14 protein-coding genes are annotated in these 15,812 nt (G+C 38.9%); 5 read left to right on the top strand and 9 right to left on the bottom strand.

The features are described from left to right. The first annotated feature begins 136 nt into the window (after positions 1-136). The 4 genes from Q2T41_RS01825 (at position 137) to Q2T41_RS01810 (ending at position 3,042) form a co-directional block, all read left to right on the top strand. Complete coding sequence (locus Q2T41_RS01825; protein ID WP_304434640.1) at positions 137-1,120, top strand: aldo/keto reductase; 984 nt, start codon at positions 137-139, stop codon at positions 1,118-1,120. Positions 1,121-1,194: 74 nt separating this feature from the next. Then, the gene (locus tag Q2T41_RS01820) at positions 1,195-2,094 is read left to right on the top strand and encodes a sterol desaturase family protein (RefSeq protein ID WP_304434638.1); all 900 of its coding nucleotides are present in this window, start codon (positions 1,195-1,197) and stop codon (positions 2,092-2,094) included. Positions 2,095-2,147: 53 nt separating this feature from the next. Further along, a complete protein-coding gene (locus Q2T41_RS01815; RefSeq protein ID WP_304434637.1) occupies positions 2,148-2,771 on the top strand; it encodes a DUF998 domain-containing protein in 624 nt (207 codons plus the stop codon). Between the two features lie 94 nt (positions 2,772-2,865). After that, the gene (locus tag Q2T41_RS01810; protein ID WP_304434635.1) at positions 2,866-3,042 is read left to right on the top strand and encodes a hypothetical protein; all 177 of its coding nucleotides are present in this window, start codon (positions 2,866-2,868) and stop codon (positions 3,040-3,042) included. 203 nt (positions 3,043-3,245) lie between these two features. Here Q2T41_RS01810 and Q2T41_RS01805 read toward each other — a convergent pair whose 3' ends face one another. From Q2T41_RS01805 to Q2T41_RS01795, 3 genes are all read right to left on the bottom strand, one after another. Further along, entirely contained in the window at positions 3,246-4,484 is a 1,239-nt protein-coding gene (locus Q2T41_RS01805; protein WP_304434633.1) for a metal-dependent hydrolase family protein, read from the bottom strand. Positions 4,485-4,496: 12 nt separating this feature from the next. Further along, positions 4,497-5,918, bottom strand: coding sequence for an amidohydrolase family protein (locus Q2T41_RS01800; protein WP_304434631.1), 1,422 nt, complete (start codon positions 5,916-5,918; stop codon positions 4,497-4,499). 121 nt (positions 5,919-6,039) lie between these two features. Continuing rightward, entirely contained in the window at positions 6,040-6,636 is a 597-nt protein-coding gene (locus tag Q2T41_RS01795; RefSeq protein WP_304434629.1) for a YdeI/OmpD-associated family protein, read from the bottom strand. A 122-nt stretch (positions 6,637-6,758) separates the two neighbouring features. Here Q2T41_RS01795 and Q2T41_RS01790 point away from each other — a divergent pair, with 122 nt between their 5' ends. Then, a complete protein-coding gene (locus Q2T41_RS01790) occupies positions 6,759-10,154 on the top strand; it encodes a ThuA domain-containing protein (protein ID WP_304434627.1) in 3,396 nt (1,131 codons plus the stop codon). Positions 10,155-10,233: 79 nt separating this feature from the next. Here the strand turns inward: Q2T41_RS01790 and Q2T41_RS01785 are convergent, their stop codons facing one another. From Q2T41_RS01785 to Q2T41_RS01760, 6 genes are all read right to left on the bottom strand, one after another. Beyond that, a complete protein-coding gene (locus Q2T41_RS01785) occupies positions 10,234-10,704 on the bottom strand; it encodes a GAF domain-containing protein (protein ID WP_304434625.1) in 471 nt (156 codons plus the stop codon). A gap of 87 nt (positions 10,705-10,791) precedes the next feature. Next, the gene (locus Q2T41_RS01780; protein ID WP_304434623.1) at positions 10,792-11,058 is read right to left on the bottom strand and encodes a hypothetical protein; all 267 of its coding nucleotides are present in this window, start codon (positions 11,056-11,058) and stop codon (positions 10,792-10,794) included. A 59-nt stretch (positions 11,059-11,117) separates the two neighbouring features. Further along, positions 11,118-11,396 carry a hypothetical protein gene (locus tag Q2T41_RS01775; protein ID WP_304434621.1) on the bottom strand — a complete coding sequence of 93 codons (279 nt, stop codon included), beginning with the start codon at positions 11,394-11,396 and terminating at the stop codon, positions 11,118-11,120. Between the two features lie 113 nt (positions 11,397-11,509). Further along, the gene (locus Q2T41_RS01770; protein WP_304434619.1) at positions 11,510-12,625 is read right to left on the bottom strand and encodes a DUF2914 domain-containing protein; all 1,116 of its coding nucleotides are present in this window, start codon (positions 12,623-12,625) and stop codon (positions 11,510-11,512) included. 101 nt (positions 12,626-12,726) lie between these two features. Next, positions 12,727-14,343 (bottom strand): M1 family metallopeptidase, encoded by a 1,617-nt coding sequence (locus Q2T41_RS01765; RefSeq protein WP_304434617.1) that lies wholly within the window; start codon positions 14,341-14,343, stop codon positions 12,727-12,729. A 45-nt stretch (positions 14,344-14,388) separates the two neighbouring features. Further along, the gene (locus Q2T41_RS01760; protein ID WP_089260081.1) at positions 14,389-15,720 is read right to left on the bottom strand and encodes a M28 family peptidase; all 1,332 of its coding nucleotides are present in this window, start codon (positions 15,718-15,720) and stop codon (positions 14,389-14,391) included. Positions 15,721-15,812: the final 92 nt, after the last annotated feature.

Raw genomic sequence — 15,812 nt, 5'->3', positions numbered from 1 at the left:
ACTAATTAAAGGTTTTGGTAGTATTCATCTAATGACCCAGTATTAAGTCTAGGATAATAAAGGAGGTAAATAACGAACAAAATTTATACATTGGTTTTTATCTTAATCAATGGTAAATAGAAAATAAAATACTTGAATGAAAAATAGAATACTTGGTAATAAAGGTTTTGAAATAAGTGAAGTGGGTTTAGGTTGTTGGCAGATTGGCGGCAATTGGGGCAAAGGCATTCAAGAAAACAAGGCTTTTGAAATATTGGAAGAAGCCGTAGCTAGTGGCATTACATTTTTTGATACCGCAGATGTATATGGAGATGGCAGAAGTGAAAAACTCATTGGCGATTTTTTAAAACGTACAAAAGCAAATATTAGAATAGCGACCAAGTTTGGCCGTGGGGCCAATGTATTTCCAAATTCCTATACGGAACAAGCATTAAGGGAAAGTGTAGATTCATCTAGAAAACGGCTTAATGTAGAGTGTCTGGATTTGGTTCAATTGCATTGTATACCCACACAAGAATTAAAAAATGGACATATTTTCAATTGGCTGAGAACACTAAAAGATGAAGGTAAAATTCTGCATTTTGGAGCAAGTGTGGAAAGTGTGGAACAAGGATTAATTTGCTTAAGGCAGGAAGGGTTACAATCGCTCCAAGTTATTTATAATATTTTTAGACAAAAATTGACTCAAAAGTTATTACCACAAGCCGCTGATAAAGGTGTGGGCATCATTGTACGTTTGCCTTTGGCCAGTGGATTGCTCACCGGTAAATTTAGTTCGGGTACCACATTTTCGGAAAACGACCATAGAAATTTTAATAAGGATGGTGAAATTTTTAATGTAGGTGAAACCTTTGCGGGTCTACCGTTCAATAAAGGGGTGCAACTTGCCAATGAGCTTAAAACAATTTGTCCCTCGGAAATAAGTATGGTTGAGATGGCACTAAGGTGGATTTTGGACCATAAAGAGGTAACTACCATAATACCTGGAGCAAGTTCTCCTAACCATATTAAAGATAATGCCAAAGCAAGTGAATTAGCTCCATTATCTAAAAAACTAATGAACGATTTGGACACTTTTTATAAAGAAAAGGTGCATGTACATATACGCGGGGTATATTAGATGAGCAACTTCTACTATAAACAAATTGCTGGGATTACAATAGTTTCGTAAATTGTAAAGGGCAATATCAATATATGGAGATTCCGGAAATTCCTAATTTAATTCATTACGCAATTCCCTTTTTTGCGGCAACGGTGGTATTGGAAGTTATTTTGACCGTTAAGTTAAAATTGGAAGATTACGAATTTAAGGATGCCTGTACCTCGATACTTATGGGTCTGGGTAATGTAGCTATAGGTTTGTTTACCAAAGGCCTGGCATTGGGTGTTTTTTATGCTTTATATAATTTATTTCACCTATTTGCGATACCGTTTTCATGGTGGGCATGGTTGATATTACTTTTTGCCGAAGATTTCTGTTATTATTGGTTTCATAGGACAAGTCACGAAAGTAGACTGTTTTGGGCCAGTCATATTGTTCACCATTCTTCACAGAATTATAATTTAAGTACGGCATTGAGACAGACCTGGTCCGGTGGATTTTATACGTTTATTTTCTGGATTCCCTTAATAATAATTGGTTTTCATCCTGTTATGGTATTGGTACAAATGTCCGTAAGTTTAATTTATCAATATTGGATACATACGGAACTGATACACAAAATGCCCAACTGGTTCGAATTTGTTTTCAATACACCAAGTCACCATAGGGTTCATCATGCAACTAACCCCCAATACTTGGATAGAAATCATGCAGGAATCTTTATAATTTGGGATAGGATGTTTGGAACTTTTGAACCGGAAGACGAAAAACCGGTCTATGGATTGGTAAAGAATATAGACAGCTATAACCCAGTAAAAATTGCCTTCTTGGAATGGTATAAAATGCTGGACGATTTCTTTACTTCCAAAACCTCATTGTGGAACAGGTTAAAATATTTGGTGAAACCACCTGGATGGCGCCATGACGGTAGTAGTGTACTTTCTTCAGATTTAAGGAAATCATGGGAGGAATCCAATAAAATGGTTAAATAGTGTAACGTAATCATTATAATATCGTCATATGGGTTAATCAACATCTATATTAAATGACCAACAAATTAGTAGCGTACATTGGAATAGCGGGAATAGCTTTATTTGCCGTTGCGGCTATCGTTGGTCCATTATTAATAGAGGATTATAGCATAATTGGTCAATATATTAGTGAATCTTTTGCCTCTAATACCAAGTATGGAGCTTATTTACAATATTTGGGATATGTGCCTAGCGGTTTGTTTACCACCTTATACTGTTTTAAAGCCCCAAAATATCTACCAAATTCCAGTAGGATAAAAACTGGATTTTTTGGCCTTGCCATTTTTTATGGGATTGGAACAATGTTAGTTGGTTTGTTTCCTTGTGATGCAGGGTGCCCAACCACCATAGGCAATTCCAGTACGGCACAACTTATACATAATGCTGCGGCCTCGTTGACCTATTTGGTGTTTCCCTTATGCATACTTATAATTGGCATGGGATTGCAAAAATTTACATCTTACCATAACTTGTCCAGAATTAGTTTTGCAATGGCTTTATTAAGCGGTGTAGTTGTTGCGGTACTTTTTGCTGATGCGGAATCCAATTATAAAGGGTTACTGCAGCGTGTCATTGAAATAACGTTCATTACTTTTATTGTATCCAGTGCAGTTAAAATTAAGAATCAGGAAACTTAAAATTCCTGTAATATTCGTTTTGAATTTCAATCTACATTTATGTTTTAAGGTATTGGTTAAAGATGACATCATTCACTTTTAATTTAATGAAACATTGGATAAGAAAATTTGGGTTTTACTGATATTCATATTGGGAAGCCTACTATTACGGCCTAAAACAATAATTTGTGCGATTGAAGCCATAAGGGTTGTTCAGGATGAACAAGGCAATCACCATTGCTTACAACAAGAATCCACTACAGTTGCTAGGTTATATAATGTATTGCCCTAGATTACTTTTTATAACTATACCATACAGGAAACATCTTCCTATAAGCAACAAATTAAGGATAAAACAATGACGGTCTACTATCCTAGATGTGCGAGTTCATCTCAAAAATTTGAACTGTCACAATATATACCCACCTATAAAAACAGGGTGGAGATGGTTGTAGCCATTACCGACCTTGATATAATGGATATATTTACTTATGATTAATAGATTTTACCATCTTTCATCACAAAAGAAATATCTTTCATAGTAGATATATCTTTGGTAGGATTGCCTTTTACGGCAATGATATCGGCTAAAAAACCTGTTTTCAACTGTCCTAAGCGTTTTAGGTGAAACATGCTTGCATTGCCAGTCGTTGCAGTTTGCAATACCTTTATGGGTTTCATTCCATATGCTACCATTAGTTCCATTTCGCGGTAATTTTCACCATGTGGAAATACACCTGCATCACCACCAAAAACAATTTGCACACCAGATTCCAAGGCTTTTTTAAAGGAGTTGCGTTTTTGCACTATTCGCTCGGGTTCTTGGTCCATATCTTTGTTCCAGCCACGGTACTGGGTAATGGCGTCCCCGGCAGCTAGGGTAGGGCATAGTCCAATTCCTTTTTCTTTCATCAACTTAAAAATTTCCAAAGTACCGCCATCGCCATGTTCAATAGTTTCCACGCCGGCTAAAATAGCTCGTCTCATACCTTCTGGGGTGCTGGCATGGGCAACCACATATTTCCCTGCTGTAGAGGCAGTTTGAACCATGGCATTGATTTCTTCCTGTAAAAATGTTGGTTGGGAATCTGCTCCGGGAGTCCAACGATAATCTGCATATATTTTAATAAAATCGGCACCATTTCCCATTTGTCTACGGACGGTCGCTATACATTGATCCACGCCACTTGCTGGTTCTGCGCCAAGGGGAACGGTTACCCCGTCATGGAAGCCCTTGGGACCATAAGCACCTGTAGCAACTATTGCAGGGCCGGCAACCAATAAACGCGGTCCATCAATAATACCTTGGTCAATGGTTTTCTTTAAATACACATCTGTATAGCCTGCACCTTCCGCACCTAAATCGCGCATAGTGGTAATACCCGCCATCAATGACTTTTTTACGTGTACGGTGCCTCTTATGGCACGTTCCACTGGCGATTCCTTTAATACTTGGTCATTCCAATCCGTCTCGTTATAAGGATGCAGCAATACGTGGGAATGTCCTTCAATAATGCCCGGCATTAAGGTACTTCCCAATAATACTATTTCCTGGGTATGCACCGGTAGTGCTACGCCGTTTGACTTGCCCACATAGGTAATTTGATTTTGTTCTACTAAAACGACCCAATTCTCATGCAGTTCGGTACCATCAAAAACCCGGTCTGGTTTTAAGAGTATTTGACCAAAACCGGATGCTGAATAGAATAGGCAGATAAAGAATGCTAATCTCATAATTTATAATGTTTAATTGACTTCGGCCTCTTTTAAAAGTTGTTGCAGATCTGATGCTGTATGTAAATTTCCGTTGGACAGGACCATAAAGATATCTCTAGTATGTCTAATGTTTTCCAGCGGATTGTTGTTCAGTAAAATAATATCTGCGTATTTACCGGCCACAATGCTTCCATAATCGGCATCCTGTTTTAAAAATAGGGCACCATTGTAGGCGGAAGCCCTTAACGCATCTAATGGTGAAATACCAATGTTGACCATAGCCTCCATTTCTTTGTGGAGGGAAATACCTGGGTACGTATAGCTATTGAAGGCACCACTATCCGAACCCGCCAAGAGGGATACGCCGTTTTGTTGAAGTTTAAGGGCAAGTTCCCCAAAAAATTGGTCCAATGCCTTGCGGTCTGCAACTTGTTGTTCCGTAGCATGTTCTACACGCGCAATTCTTCCCCTATAGGTTTTTTGTATGCCTTTGGAAATATATTTTAGATAGTCGTCATTGGTATGGTCTTCTTCATCCAAATAACTAAGTACTCTTCCTATATGAAGGGTAGGTACCACAAATACGTTATGATCCTTAAGGTTCTTGAATGTTTTTAAGGCAGTTGAATCTGCAAAGGAAGACTGTAGTAAGGGCATGGCATCCCAAAATCCAATTTCATCTTTTAGCAGTTGCTGGGTAATAGCCTCTTCTTTGGTAGAGCAACCTTTCATAATGTAATATAAATGTTCAATGGCATCTATACCGGCATTAATTGTAGCATCCAATTCAACGGTAAAGGGCATATGACCAGATGTAATTAGACCTCTTTTTTCAGCTTCTGCAATGGTCTGCAAGTAATGGTCCGCAGTTATACGGCTATCATAGATTTTTACAAAGTCTGCGGGTATGGATTGCAATGAATCTAACACTTTTGCAATATCATTGGCACTGTCCACTTCCAAAGAACCGGCCCAAGTAGCTCCAACGCCGTCAACTTTTGGTCCTGATGTAAAAATTCTGGGACCGATCATTTTATTTTCCGCAATGGCCTTACGCCATGAAAGAACGGCAGACGTTAAATCTCCGCCAGCATCCCTGACCGTGGTTATTCCATTGGCCATAAAAAGGTTTAAAAACTTTTGGTTTGCTTCCGTTAACGAGTCGCCACCCCTAAAATGTGTGTGGTTGTCCCAAAAGCCGGGGACAATATATTTGTCCTTGGCATCTATTATGGTATTGGCCTCAAACGAATTAAAGTCGGTGTTTGTGGATATGGTATCAATTTTATTGTTCCTTATCAGAATATCGGCATTGACAATACTGCCATTTTCTAGGTTGATGATGTTTCCGTTTTTAAAAACTACATCATAGGTCGGTTTAGTTTCCTTACAACCCAAAAGGAATATGATCGCACCTGCGGTAAATATCTTTCCCGTTTTCCAAATTTTCATAATGTATTGTATTTTGGTCAAGGAAAGGTAAAAAGAATATATGATAGATCATTCTTTTAAAGGAAACGGCATTTTGTAACATGTAGGATTTTATACTAAGGGGTTACGGATAAGCTGTTTTTTATTTTTTGGAAGCTTGCCAACCTCCATTGCCTCTGTATTTAAGGTTTTGTTCACAATGGTAAATAATTTCTATAATTCTTTTATCTCTGGTTTCTTGTCTTTTGGCTTGGTTCAAGTAATACAGATAGCTTTTCCGTTGGCTATGGGTAAAATTCTTGAAGTGGGTAAAAGCTTGTGCATTGGCATTGAAAGCTAATTGAAGGTCTTTGGGGATTATTCCGTTTTCAACATCATCCAAAGCGGTCCAGGAACCATTCTTCTTTGCAACTTGTATGGCATCCAATCCGGCAGAATGCATAAGACCTTCAGCTTTCAAAAATTTGATATGGTCTTTGTTGACTTTGCTCCAAACGCTCTTAGGTTTTCTAGGACAAAAATATTGCCTGCGCTTACCGTTACCCAAACTTTTAACCGTACTGTCTATCCAGCCGTAACATAAAGCTACTTGTACCGCCTCTTCCCAGCGCATGCTTTCATTTATATGGGCAACGGAATAAAAAATGAGATGTATCCCCGTATATTGCAAATGGTTATTGTGTAGCCATTCTCTAAATTCAGTATCATTTTTGAAATAGAATTCAGGTATTTTTGTCATAATCCTACATTTTAAGGGTTAAATTTTCATAAAAATACAATCTTTGGTATTTAAAGTATTGGTATTTACAATTACACGCCCTACTTTTAGCAATTCAACAACAACTAATCAACAACTTACGTATGAAAAAAATGTTACTGGTGCTGCTTTTGGGCTTTGCACTTACTATTGTCTCTTGTGGTGGCAATAAACGGGAGGGAGAACCTAAGGTCTTGGTCTTCTCTAAAACCATGGGGTTTAAACATGCTTCTATTCCTGCCGGGATAGCGGCAATTCAAAAATTGGGTAAGGAGAACGGCTTTGTGGTAGATACCACTAAAAATGCATCACTCTTTACCGAGGAAAATTTAGGGCAGTATGCCGCCATTATTTTTTTAAGTACCACGGGCAATGTGCTGGACCAATATCAAGAAGCAGTATTTGAACGTTATATACAGGCCGGGGGTGGCTATGTGGGTATTCATGCAGCGGCAGATACGGAATATGACTGGGGATGGTACAATAAACTTGCCGGCGCCCAATTTCTAAGCCATCCTAGTGGTACGCCTACGGCGGATTTTATCATTAAGGACAATACCTTTAAAGCCACGGAATTTTTCACGGACACGGTTTGGAACAGGACAGATGAACTCTACAATTACAAAAATATCAATCCAGAAGTTAAGGTATTGATGACCTTGGACGAGTCAACTTATGAAGGAGGGGCCAATGGAGATTTCCATCCTATTGCTTGGTATCATGATTTTGATGGAGGACGCGCATTTTATACAGGAGGAGGCCATACCGATGCCAGTTTTTCCGAGGAGCTGTTTCTAAAACATGTATTGGGCGGAATACAATATGCCATTGGTAACAATTTAAATTTGGACTATTCCAAGGTATCGTCACAAATACCCCCAGATGCTGACCGTTTTGCAAAGGTTACATTAAATGAAGGAGGATTTTTTGAACCTACTGAAATGGCCGTTTTGCCCAATGGTGATGTGTTGATTGCCCAACGTAGGGGAGAAGTGATCTTATATAATGATGAGACAAAAGCATTGACCGAGGTTGCAAAATTAGATGTGTACAGCAAAACCTTGAACACCCCGGGAGTAAATGCGGAAGAGGGATTGATGGGCCTACAAAAAGATCCAGATTTTGAAAATAACAATTGGATCTATCTATATTACGCACCAACAGGAGATGATTGGGTCAATAGATTATCGCGTTTTAAATATAAGGATGGTAATTTTGACCTAGCATCTGAACAAGTGATTCTTGAGGTAGATTCCCAAAGGGAAATATGCTGCCATACGGGAGGATCCATTGCCTTTGGACCCGATAATCTCCTTTATCTTTCAACAGGGGACAATTCTACACCATTTAATGAGCCGGACCAAAAATATGTAAACAATGGGTTTGCCCCGTTGAACGATACCCCGGGTCATGAACAATATGATGCCCGTAGAACATCGGCCAATACCAATGATCTACGAGGTAAGATTTTAAGGATTAAGGTCAATGAAGACGGTAGTTATGCTATTCCAGAAGGAAATTTGTTTCCCGTAGGAACCGAGAAAACAAGACCGGAAATTTATACCATGGGACATAGAAACCCTTATAGGATATCCGTAGATATCAAAAGGGGCTATTTGTATTGGGGAGATGTAGGGCCAGATGCCAGGGCAGATAGTTTGGCCACAAGAGGTCCTAAAGGATATGATGAAATGAACCAGGCGCGTAAACCGGGCAATTTTGGTTGGCCTTTATTTATTGGGGACAACTTTGCTTACAAGGAATATAACTATGAAACGGGCGAAACTGGTGAGGAATTTAATCCGGAAAGACCAATGAACACCTCCCGAAACAATACGGGGCTAAATGAATTACCACCAGCAATACCAGCTTATGTATATTACCCTTATGATGAGTCCGCTAGCTTTCCACAAACAACAACTGGTGGTAGAAATGCAATGGCCGGTCCAACATACTATTCCGATTTATATGAAGGTGATGAAAAATTACCGAGTTATTATGACGGCAAGGTCATAATATATGATTGGATGCGTGGGTGGATGTTTGCCGTTCATTTAGCGGAGGATGGCAGTTTTAGTAAAATGGAGCCATTTGCACCCCAAATAAAACTGAACAACCTTATAGATATGGAAGTAGGTCCCAATGGTAAGATCTATTTGTTGGAATATGGTAGTGGATGGTTTTCACAGAATGCAAATTCAGCCTTGGGATACATAGAGTTCAATGGCGGAAACAGGCCACCTTTAATAAACGAAGTTACAATCGATAAAACATCGGGTAAATTACCGTTGACCGTAACGGCCAATGTAGTATCTAATGATCGTGAGGGCGATGCCGTACAATATCTTTGGGATTTTGGAAACGGAGATACCAAGGAAACGACGGATCCAAGTGTAAATTACACGTATAATGATGCAGGTTCCTATAAATTGAACGTTACCGTTAGCGATGATAAAGGAGCGTCCGCTACAAGTGAAAGTTCAAGTATTGTAGCAGGAAATTCAAGGCCGGAGGTCAATATATCATTAGGTGGGGAAACCCCCTCTTTTTACCTGCCGGGACAAAAGATAGCTTACGATGTTACCGTTACTGATGCAGATGGGACTCCTATAGATTCGGACAATATTTTTGTTAGTGTCGATTATTTGGAAGGCATGGATAAAGTAGCTATGAATTTAGGACATCAGCAGGTATCAGCGGCGGTGACCGGAAAAGCACTTACACAGGCAATGGACTGCAAAACCTGTCATAAGGAAGCAGAAGCGTCCATAGGACCAAATTATAAGGATATTGCAATGAAGTATAAGGATAGGCGTGATGCCGCCAGATATCTGCAGGGTAAAATCGTTACCGGTGGTAGTGGTGTTTGGGGAGAGGTTACCATGCCCGCACACCCAAAAATTACTTCAGATGAGTCTAGACAGATTGCGTTATATATTCTTTCATTGTCCGGAGAGCAGAAGAAGGAGAAATCATTACCTGCCAAAGGCAGTATAACCGCAGCACCGACTACACCAGGGCATATGCTCGTAATTACGGCAAGTTATACTGATGATGGTGCGGAAGGTACCATACCGTTAACAGGTTCCAAATCAATAGCAATACCTAGCAGTACCTTAAAATTTAATGACCAGATGAAGCTTGACGGAATGCAGGCTATGCAATTTGGTGGCATGGACTTACTGCTGATAGGAAAATCTAGCGGTTGGTTCATGTTGGAAGACATATCTTTAAAAGGAGTAAAATCAGTTTCTTTTACCGCAGGATGGCAATCGCCTCCTACTATGTATTTTGATTTTGAAATCCATGAGAACACTCCAGATGGTCCTCTTGTGGGATCTGGAAGATTAAATGCACAGCCAGAAGGCACGCAAGGTACCATGTTCACAGTTCCCATAACGGGAACGATTTCAGGTAGCGGCCCGTATTATGTAACCTTTAAAGGGGAGGAAGGTAAGGAACTTTCACAGCTGGCCTTGACCAGTGCTATTTTTAAATAGGAAATTCAAAAATGATAAAGCCCGCTAATAGCGGGCTTTTTTTTTGATATATAATTAGATTCTATTGTTTACATACTTTTTATTTGATCATTTTCTTACTGATCAAATTTCCAATTTGCATCAACAGGGATATTTCTTTTTCGGAAAAGTCATAGGGAATAGGTTTTGCTATTCCAATAGTACCATAAAGGGTATTGTCATGTAATAGGGGTGCGGCCAATGAACCTTCTACTTTAGTATCCTTGGCAGAGGGTCTGGCTACACCAGAATCATCGGTTTGTAAATTGCACATTTCTACTGGTTTTTTTCGTTCTGCAGCAATACCGGCCATACCTTTTCCTATGGGGATGGTGGTAAGTTTAGGTATTAAGAATTCGGGAATTCCTTTATGGGCCGTCAATTGTAATAGTGAGTTTTGGTCAAGTGTATGTATGGTACCCGTGGTACAATCGAAAAAATTCAAGGTGGCGTTTAAGACCAGTGCCCAATTTGGGTGATCATTCCCTAATTCGTCAGTTATTGTTTTAGGAATTTCAGAAGTAATACTCATTATAATTTGTGTTCATGCCCACTAAAGGGGTTGTAACTTATTTAGACCAATAAATGTACATTTTATCTTTTTGAAGTCATAAATACTTTAAGCAACTTTAGTTCCTCTGGGCGGTCTGCGATAAGCATAATAGCCTAGTACGGCATTAATAGCCTTTGCAATAGCTATGCGAATAGGGTATAGTTCTTCTCCCAATGAAGCATCTATTGACCTAAGTTGCATGTAATAATCACTGATTAGGGGATAATTTTTATTTGCGGCAATATGTCTTTCTGCATGAAGGACGGCTTCCGTTTTTCCTTCCTTAATAGGTTTACATGTTACTAGCGTAGGCTTATTGTTCTTGTGGAGCATAGCTGAAAAACCAAATAGTCTACAAATTAGACCCCTATGTGCATAATCTGAACAAAAGCCTATTTCCCGGGGGATAAAATTGAATTCAGTATAGGACAAAGTGTTGTAGAGCGATCATTGTTCAATTGGTCCAAATATAGCTCCGCCTCTCCATTCTTGAATAATGAATAGGCAAAAGGTAGAAATTCCAAAGCAGTGGCATTGATATCCGGTTTTGTGCAACACTTGCCGCAACCGGCAACACAGCCTAACCCAGTGGATTTTTGAAAGGAGCCCACCTCCTTTTCCAATTGGTAGAAAACACGTTCTACGGCTCGGACTTTATGGTATATTGACAATCAATAAAAATTAGGGAAACGAAGGTAGGCTAAGTTTGCATACAACGACCAAAAGCTTTGAAAAATTATGATATTTTTTACTATAAATGAATAGGGGTACGTAGTAAAACCAACTAAAATCGTTCTGTTTTTAGTTTTTTGCCATAATTGGTATTTTTCTCAATAATGGTAAACCCGATCACCCCCAAGACCTGCTCTTCCTCGGTTAGCACTTGTACTTCCCATTCCCCGGGCCTAATATTATTTTTGAACGTATATCCTCTAAAGCCTCCATCTCTACCACCGGTAATATCATAACCAATGTCATCTAAATTCTCCCATTCTTCGGTCTTTGGGTTATACCATCTCCAACGATGAAAAACCGCTTTTTTTAAATTGGTAGGAGCAAAGATTGAAGAAAAGATATAGACATTCTGGTCTGGAGTATAGCTAAATTCCAAATTATGTTTTCGCCAGAAAACATAAGAATCTTCTGCCTCATAAGTAACGTGGTATTCATTATTCTTCAGTTCAATGTTATGGGCTACGATTCCTTTATCCAGGGCAAGGGGTACCGGAGGTATGAGCTTCATAAAATAGAACAGATTTATTACCGCATATATGACCAATATAATACCGATCATCTTGCCTAATTGTATTTCTTTTCTTGTGCTAGGACTTTTACTGTAAATAAAGGTCAAAAGAACCAAGGTACATAATAGGCTTATTCCCCCAGAAATCAAAAAGACCATATTGTTCAATTCCTTTAGGAATACGGGTACCATAAATGCAAAGAAGGTAAAACTGATAAAATAATAAACCCCAAATTGCAGGTATTTGTTGGAGATTCTTTTTTTTAAAAATTCATTGGCAATCAATAATAGGACCAGAATTATAAAAAATGATGCCGTTTTGGATAAGGAGACACTTCTTGAAAAATAGATGACATACGCACTGGAAAGGCCTCCAAAGAAAAATTGAATTGCCAAGGGCAGATACTCTGTATATCGTTCAAGGAATGTATGTTTCCATTTACCGTCGTCTGCCAAATTGTAGAGGTAAAGGGTAATGGAAAGGGATGTCATGTGTAGGCATAGAACCGTTAGGTCATAAGTACGGTCTATGCGGCCCAAGGTCAATGTGTCAAATATAAAACCCCCAATGAAGAAAAGGATGGGGGCGTATTTAGAATGCCTTCGAATAAAACTTCTAAAAGCACTATTTCTAAATTTTACGAAAGTTCTTTTCATTGATTAAGGATGGTATGCACTAAAAATAACACAATTATTTGTGCACCCTTGACGCTAAGGCCAACATTTATACCTTATAACCATTGTACTTAATACGCTTGTTATTCATTTACCTGTTGGCTATTGATATAAAAATTTGGGTCTACTGCTAGTGTACTTAGATCGCCCTTAAGTTTTTTGGTTTGCCACTTATTACCAGGTTTGATCCAAAAGGGGTTGTTTTCTACATAAATACGTATAGGAAGCCTAAAGTCTGTATTAGTATTGGTGTACCGGTACATGAATTTATTGTCCTTAATTTTATATTCCAGGACAGGAATTTCAACAGTACGTAAATACTGGTCAAAGAAAGGTTTTAAGTTCAAGTCCATCTGCTCGGCAATATATGTTTCAATCTGTGCCGTAGTAACTGTTTTATGATAAAATTCCTTGTTTAGACCTCGTAGTATCGTGCGCCATTTTTCATCGTTGTTGACAACCTGTCTTAACGTATGTAATATATTGGAGCCTTTATAATACATATCTCCACTACCTTCATAATTAACATCGTATATACCAATGATTGGTCTATCGTTGCGTATATTTTTACGAATACCCTGAACATAAGCGTTCGCTGCCTCAGTACCATAATGATAGTCCAAGAACAGGCTTTCGGAATAGCAGGTAAAACCTTCATGCACCCACATATCCGCTGCATCCTTATAGGTGATATTATTGGCGAACCATTCATGACCCGCTTCATGGATAATGATAAAATCAAATTTTAGTCCCCATCCAGATCGTGATAGGTCTCTACCCAAATACCCTTTTAGATATTGATTGCCATAAGTTACGGAGCTTTGATGCTCCATGCCTAGATAAGGTACTTCAACCAGCTTAAACGAATCTTCATAGAACGGGTAGGGACCAAACCAATGTTCAAAAGCCTTCATCATTTTTGGGGCATCTTTAAAATGCTCTTTTGCTTTCTCCAAATTATCCTTTAAAACGTAGTAATCCATATCCAGGGCACCATTTTCTCCTTGGTATATTTCATCGAAATGAACGTAATCTCCAATATTTACATTTACTCCATAATTGTTAATAGGATTGGAAACGAACCAATGATAGGTATTGGTTTCTTTGTCGATACTTCTTAGTCGTCCATTAGATACGTTCATTAGACCTTTTGGGGCTTTTACACTAATCAACATACTATCTACCTCGTCATACATGTGATCTTTATTGGGCCACCATACACTTGCTCCCAGACCTTGGCAGGAAGTGGCAATGAAATCTTTGCCGTTATTATCTTTTTTCCAAGAAAATCCGCCATCCCAAGGAGCATTGACCGCTTCTTTGGGCTTTCCGGAATATGTGATAATTACCTCATTGTAATCACCGTTAATCTGTGGTTTTGTCAATGTAATAAAATGGGCATTGCCGTTATGCTCTACATCCAAAACTTTTCCGTCTTGCATAACTTTTTCAATCTGCAAAGGAGGTTGTAGGTCAACTTGTAGGACCTGATGCGGTTGTAATACTTTGTAACGTATAGTGTTGGTACCGTTGATATATTTTTCGGCAGGGTCAACTTCAATATTTAAATGATAGTAATTTAAATCCCACCAAGCGCGTTCTGCAGTTATGCTGCCTCTAAGGGTATCTTGTTCAGTAAAAGTTTGGGCTTGTAATAGTCCAGCAAGACCTAAACAAATTGCAAATGCTGTTTTTCTCATGTTTGCGATTAAAATAGTTTGGGATTCAATAATGTTAAAAGGTGTTTACCTAAATATTCCATTTGGAAATACAACGGGACTTTCAAATCCGTTTTCACCAACTGCAGATACGCCAAAGAAATAATTATCGATTACAATACCGTTCAAAACAAATTCAGTGACATCGCCAACATAACGGCTATTGTCCCAAGTAGGGGAAGTAGTATCCCTCCAATAGATTTTGTAACCTTTGGCACCATTTACCTTACTCCATTGAAATTTTGCCGCAGGCTGAACGATACCGCCAATCTTAACGGTCATAGGTGCTGGTGGCGCCCAGGCCAGTGATGCCAGGTTGATAGCATTTACCGCGGTCAGTTTAGCGGCATATTCAAAATTTACGTGTTCCAGTACATCACCATAGGCAATGCCATCTTCTACACGTATATCTTGGTGTTGTTGGGTATAATTTTCATGGGCTTCCATGATACGTATACCTGGAAAACCTGCGTCATTAAATGGCCTGTGATGACCACCACGACCAAAACGGTCTAGACGGTATATCATCATTGGGTTCATTTCGGGCATATACAGCGTTACGTTTTTGTGAACATATCTAGCCAATTGTCTAGAAACGCCATCTACTTCACCTCCATAAAAACGTCTTGCCTTTCTTTGTTCTTCTGTTTCCGTAGGGGGAACGGGCTCTGAAAAAATTCTAAAATCTACGTTGCTGATCGTGCCGTCCACACCTTTAATGTTACCTATCATGTCATTATTAAAAATACCGATAACTTCCCAGCCTTGGTCCTTAGCGTATTGAGCTACGCCACCACCGCCAAAGAGACCTTGTTCCTCTCCGGAAAGTCCCATATAGATTATACTGTTTTCAAAGGTGTATTTAGAAAGTACGCGGGCAGCCTCTAAGGTACCGGCCATTCCACTAGCATTATCATTTGCGCCCGGTGAATCATCTGTAAAATTGGTAGGGTCACTAACACGTGAATCTATATCACCACTCATGATGATAAATCTATTAGGATAAGTTGTTCCTTTTTGTATTGCCAGGACATTTACAATTTCAACATCCTTTACAATACGTTGATTGGCTCCTTTTTTTACCAAATCTTTTTGAAAGAACACATTTAGACAACCATTACATGCAGCTGAGGTTTTTTCAAATTCGCTTTTGATCCATCTTCTTGCAGCACCAATTCCCCTGGTACTGGAAACCGTATCGCTTAATGTATGCCTTGTACCAAAATTTGCCAGTTTGGTAACATCGTTTTTAATTCGTTCGGCAGAAACTGCATCTATAATATCATAAATGCGTTGATCGGTCTGGGCGTTTATTACAAACGTAAAAGCTAAAAATAGGAATAGGTAAAGGTTTTTCATTTCAAGTTTTTTAATAGGAAAATATAGTGTTGGCAATTTGCTTCTAAAATTAAGTAAAATATAAGGGCGACCATAATTTGATGCGAAAAACT

The sequence above is a fragment of the Maribacter confluentis genome (assembly GCF_030505015.1).
GTDB lineage: Bacteria > Bacteroidota > Bacteroidia > Flavobacteriales > Flavobacteriaceae > Maribacter > Maribacter sedimenticola.
Note: the sequence above shows the minus strand (reverse complement) of the source record. Positions and strands in the feature narration are given on the sequence as shown.

Coding starts and splice junctions, on each gene's coding strand:
- Q2T41_RS01785 (WP_304434625.1), bottom strand. CDS start 10,704: ATGAGTATTACTTCTGAAATTCCTAAAACAATAACTGACGAATTAGGG.
- Q2T41_RS01805 (WP_304434633.1), bottom strand. CDS start 4,484: ATGAGATTAGCATTCTTTATCTGCCTATTCTATTCAGCATCCGGTTTT.
- Q2T41_RS01780 (WP_304434623.1), bottom strand. CDS start 11,058: ATGCTCCACAAGAACAATAAGCCTACGCTAGTAACATGTAAACCTATT.
- Q2T41_RS01760 (WP_089260081.1), bottom strand. CDS start 15,720: ATGAAAAACCTTTACCTATTCCTATTTTTAGCTTTTACGTTTGTAATA.
- Q2T41_RS01815 (WP_304434637.1), top strand. CDS start 2,148: ATGACCAACAAATTAGTAGCGTACATTGGAATAGCGGGAATAGCTTTA.
- Q2T41_RS01795 (WP_304434629.1), bottom strand. CDS start 6,636: ATGACAAAAATACCTGAATTCTATTTCAAAAATGATACTGAATTTAGA.
- Q2T41_RS01800 (WP_304434631.1), bottom strand. CDS start 5,918: ATGAAAATTTGGAAAACGGGAAAGATATTTACCGCAGGTGCGATCATA.
- Q2T41_RS01820 (WP_304434638.1), top strand. CDS start 1,195: ATGGAGATTCCGGAAATTCCTAATTTAATTCATTACGCAATTCCCTTT.
- Q2T41_RS01790 (WP_304434627.1), top strand. CDS start 6,759: ATGAAAAAAATGTTACTGGTGCTGCTTTTGGGCTTTGCACTTACTATT.
- Q2T41_RS01765 (WP_304434617.1), bottom strand. CDS start 14,343: ATGAGAAAAACAGCATTTGCAATTTGTTTAGGTCTTGCTGGACTATTA.
- Q2T41_RS01770 (WP_304434619.1), bottom strand. CDS start 12,625: ATGAAAAGAACTTTCGTAAAATTTAGAAATAGTGCTTTTAGAAGTTTT.
- Q2T41_RS01825 (WP_304434640.1), top strand. CDS start 137: ATGAAAAATAGAATACTTGGTAATAAAGGTTTTGAAATAAGTGAAGTG.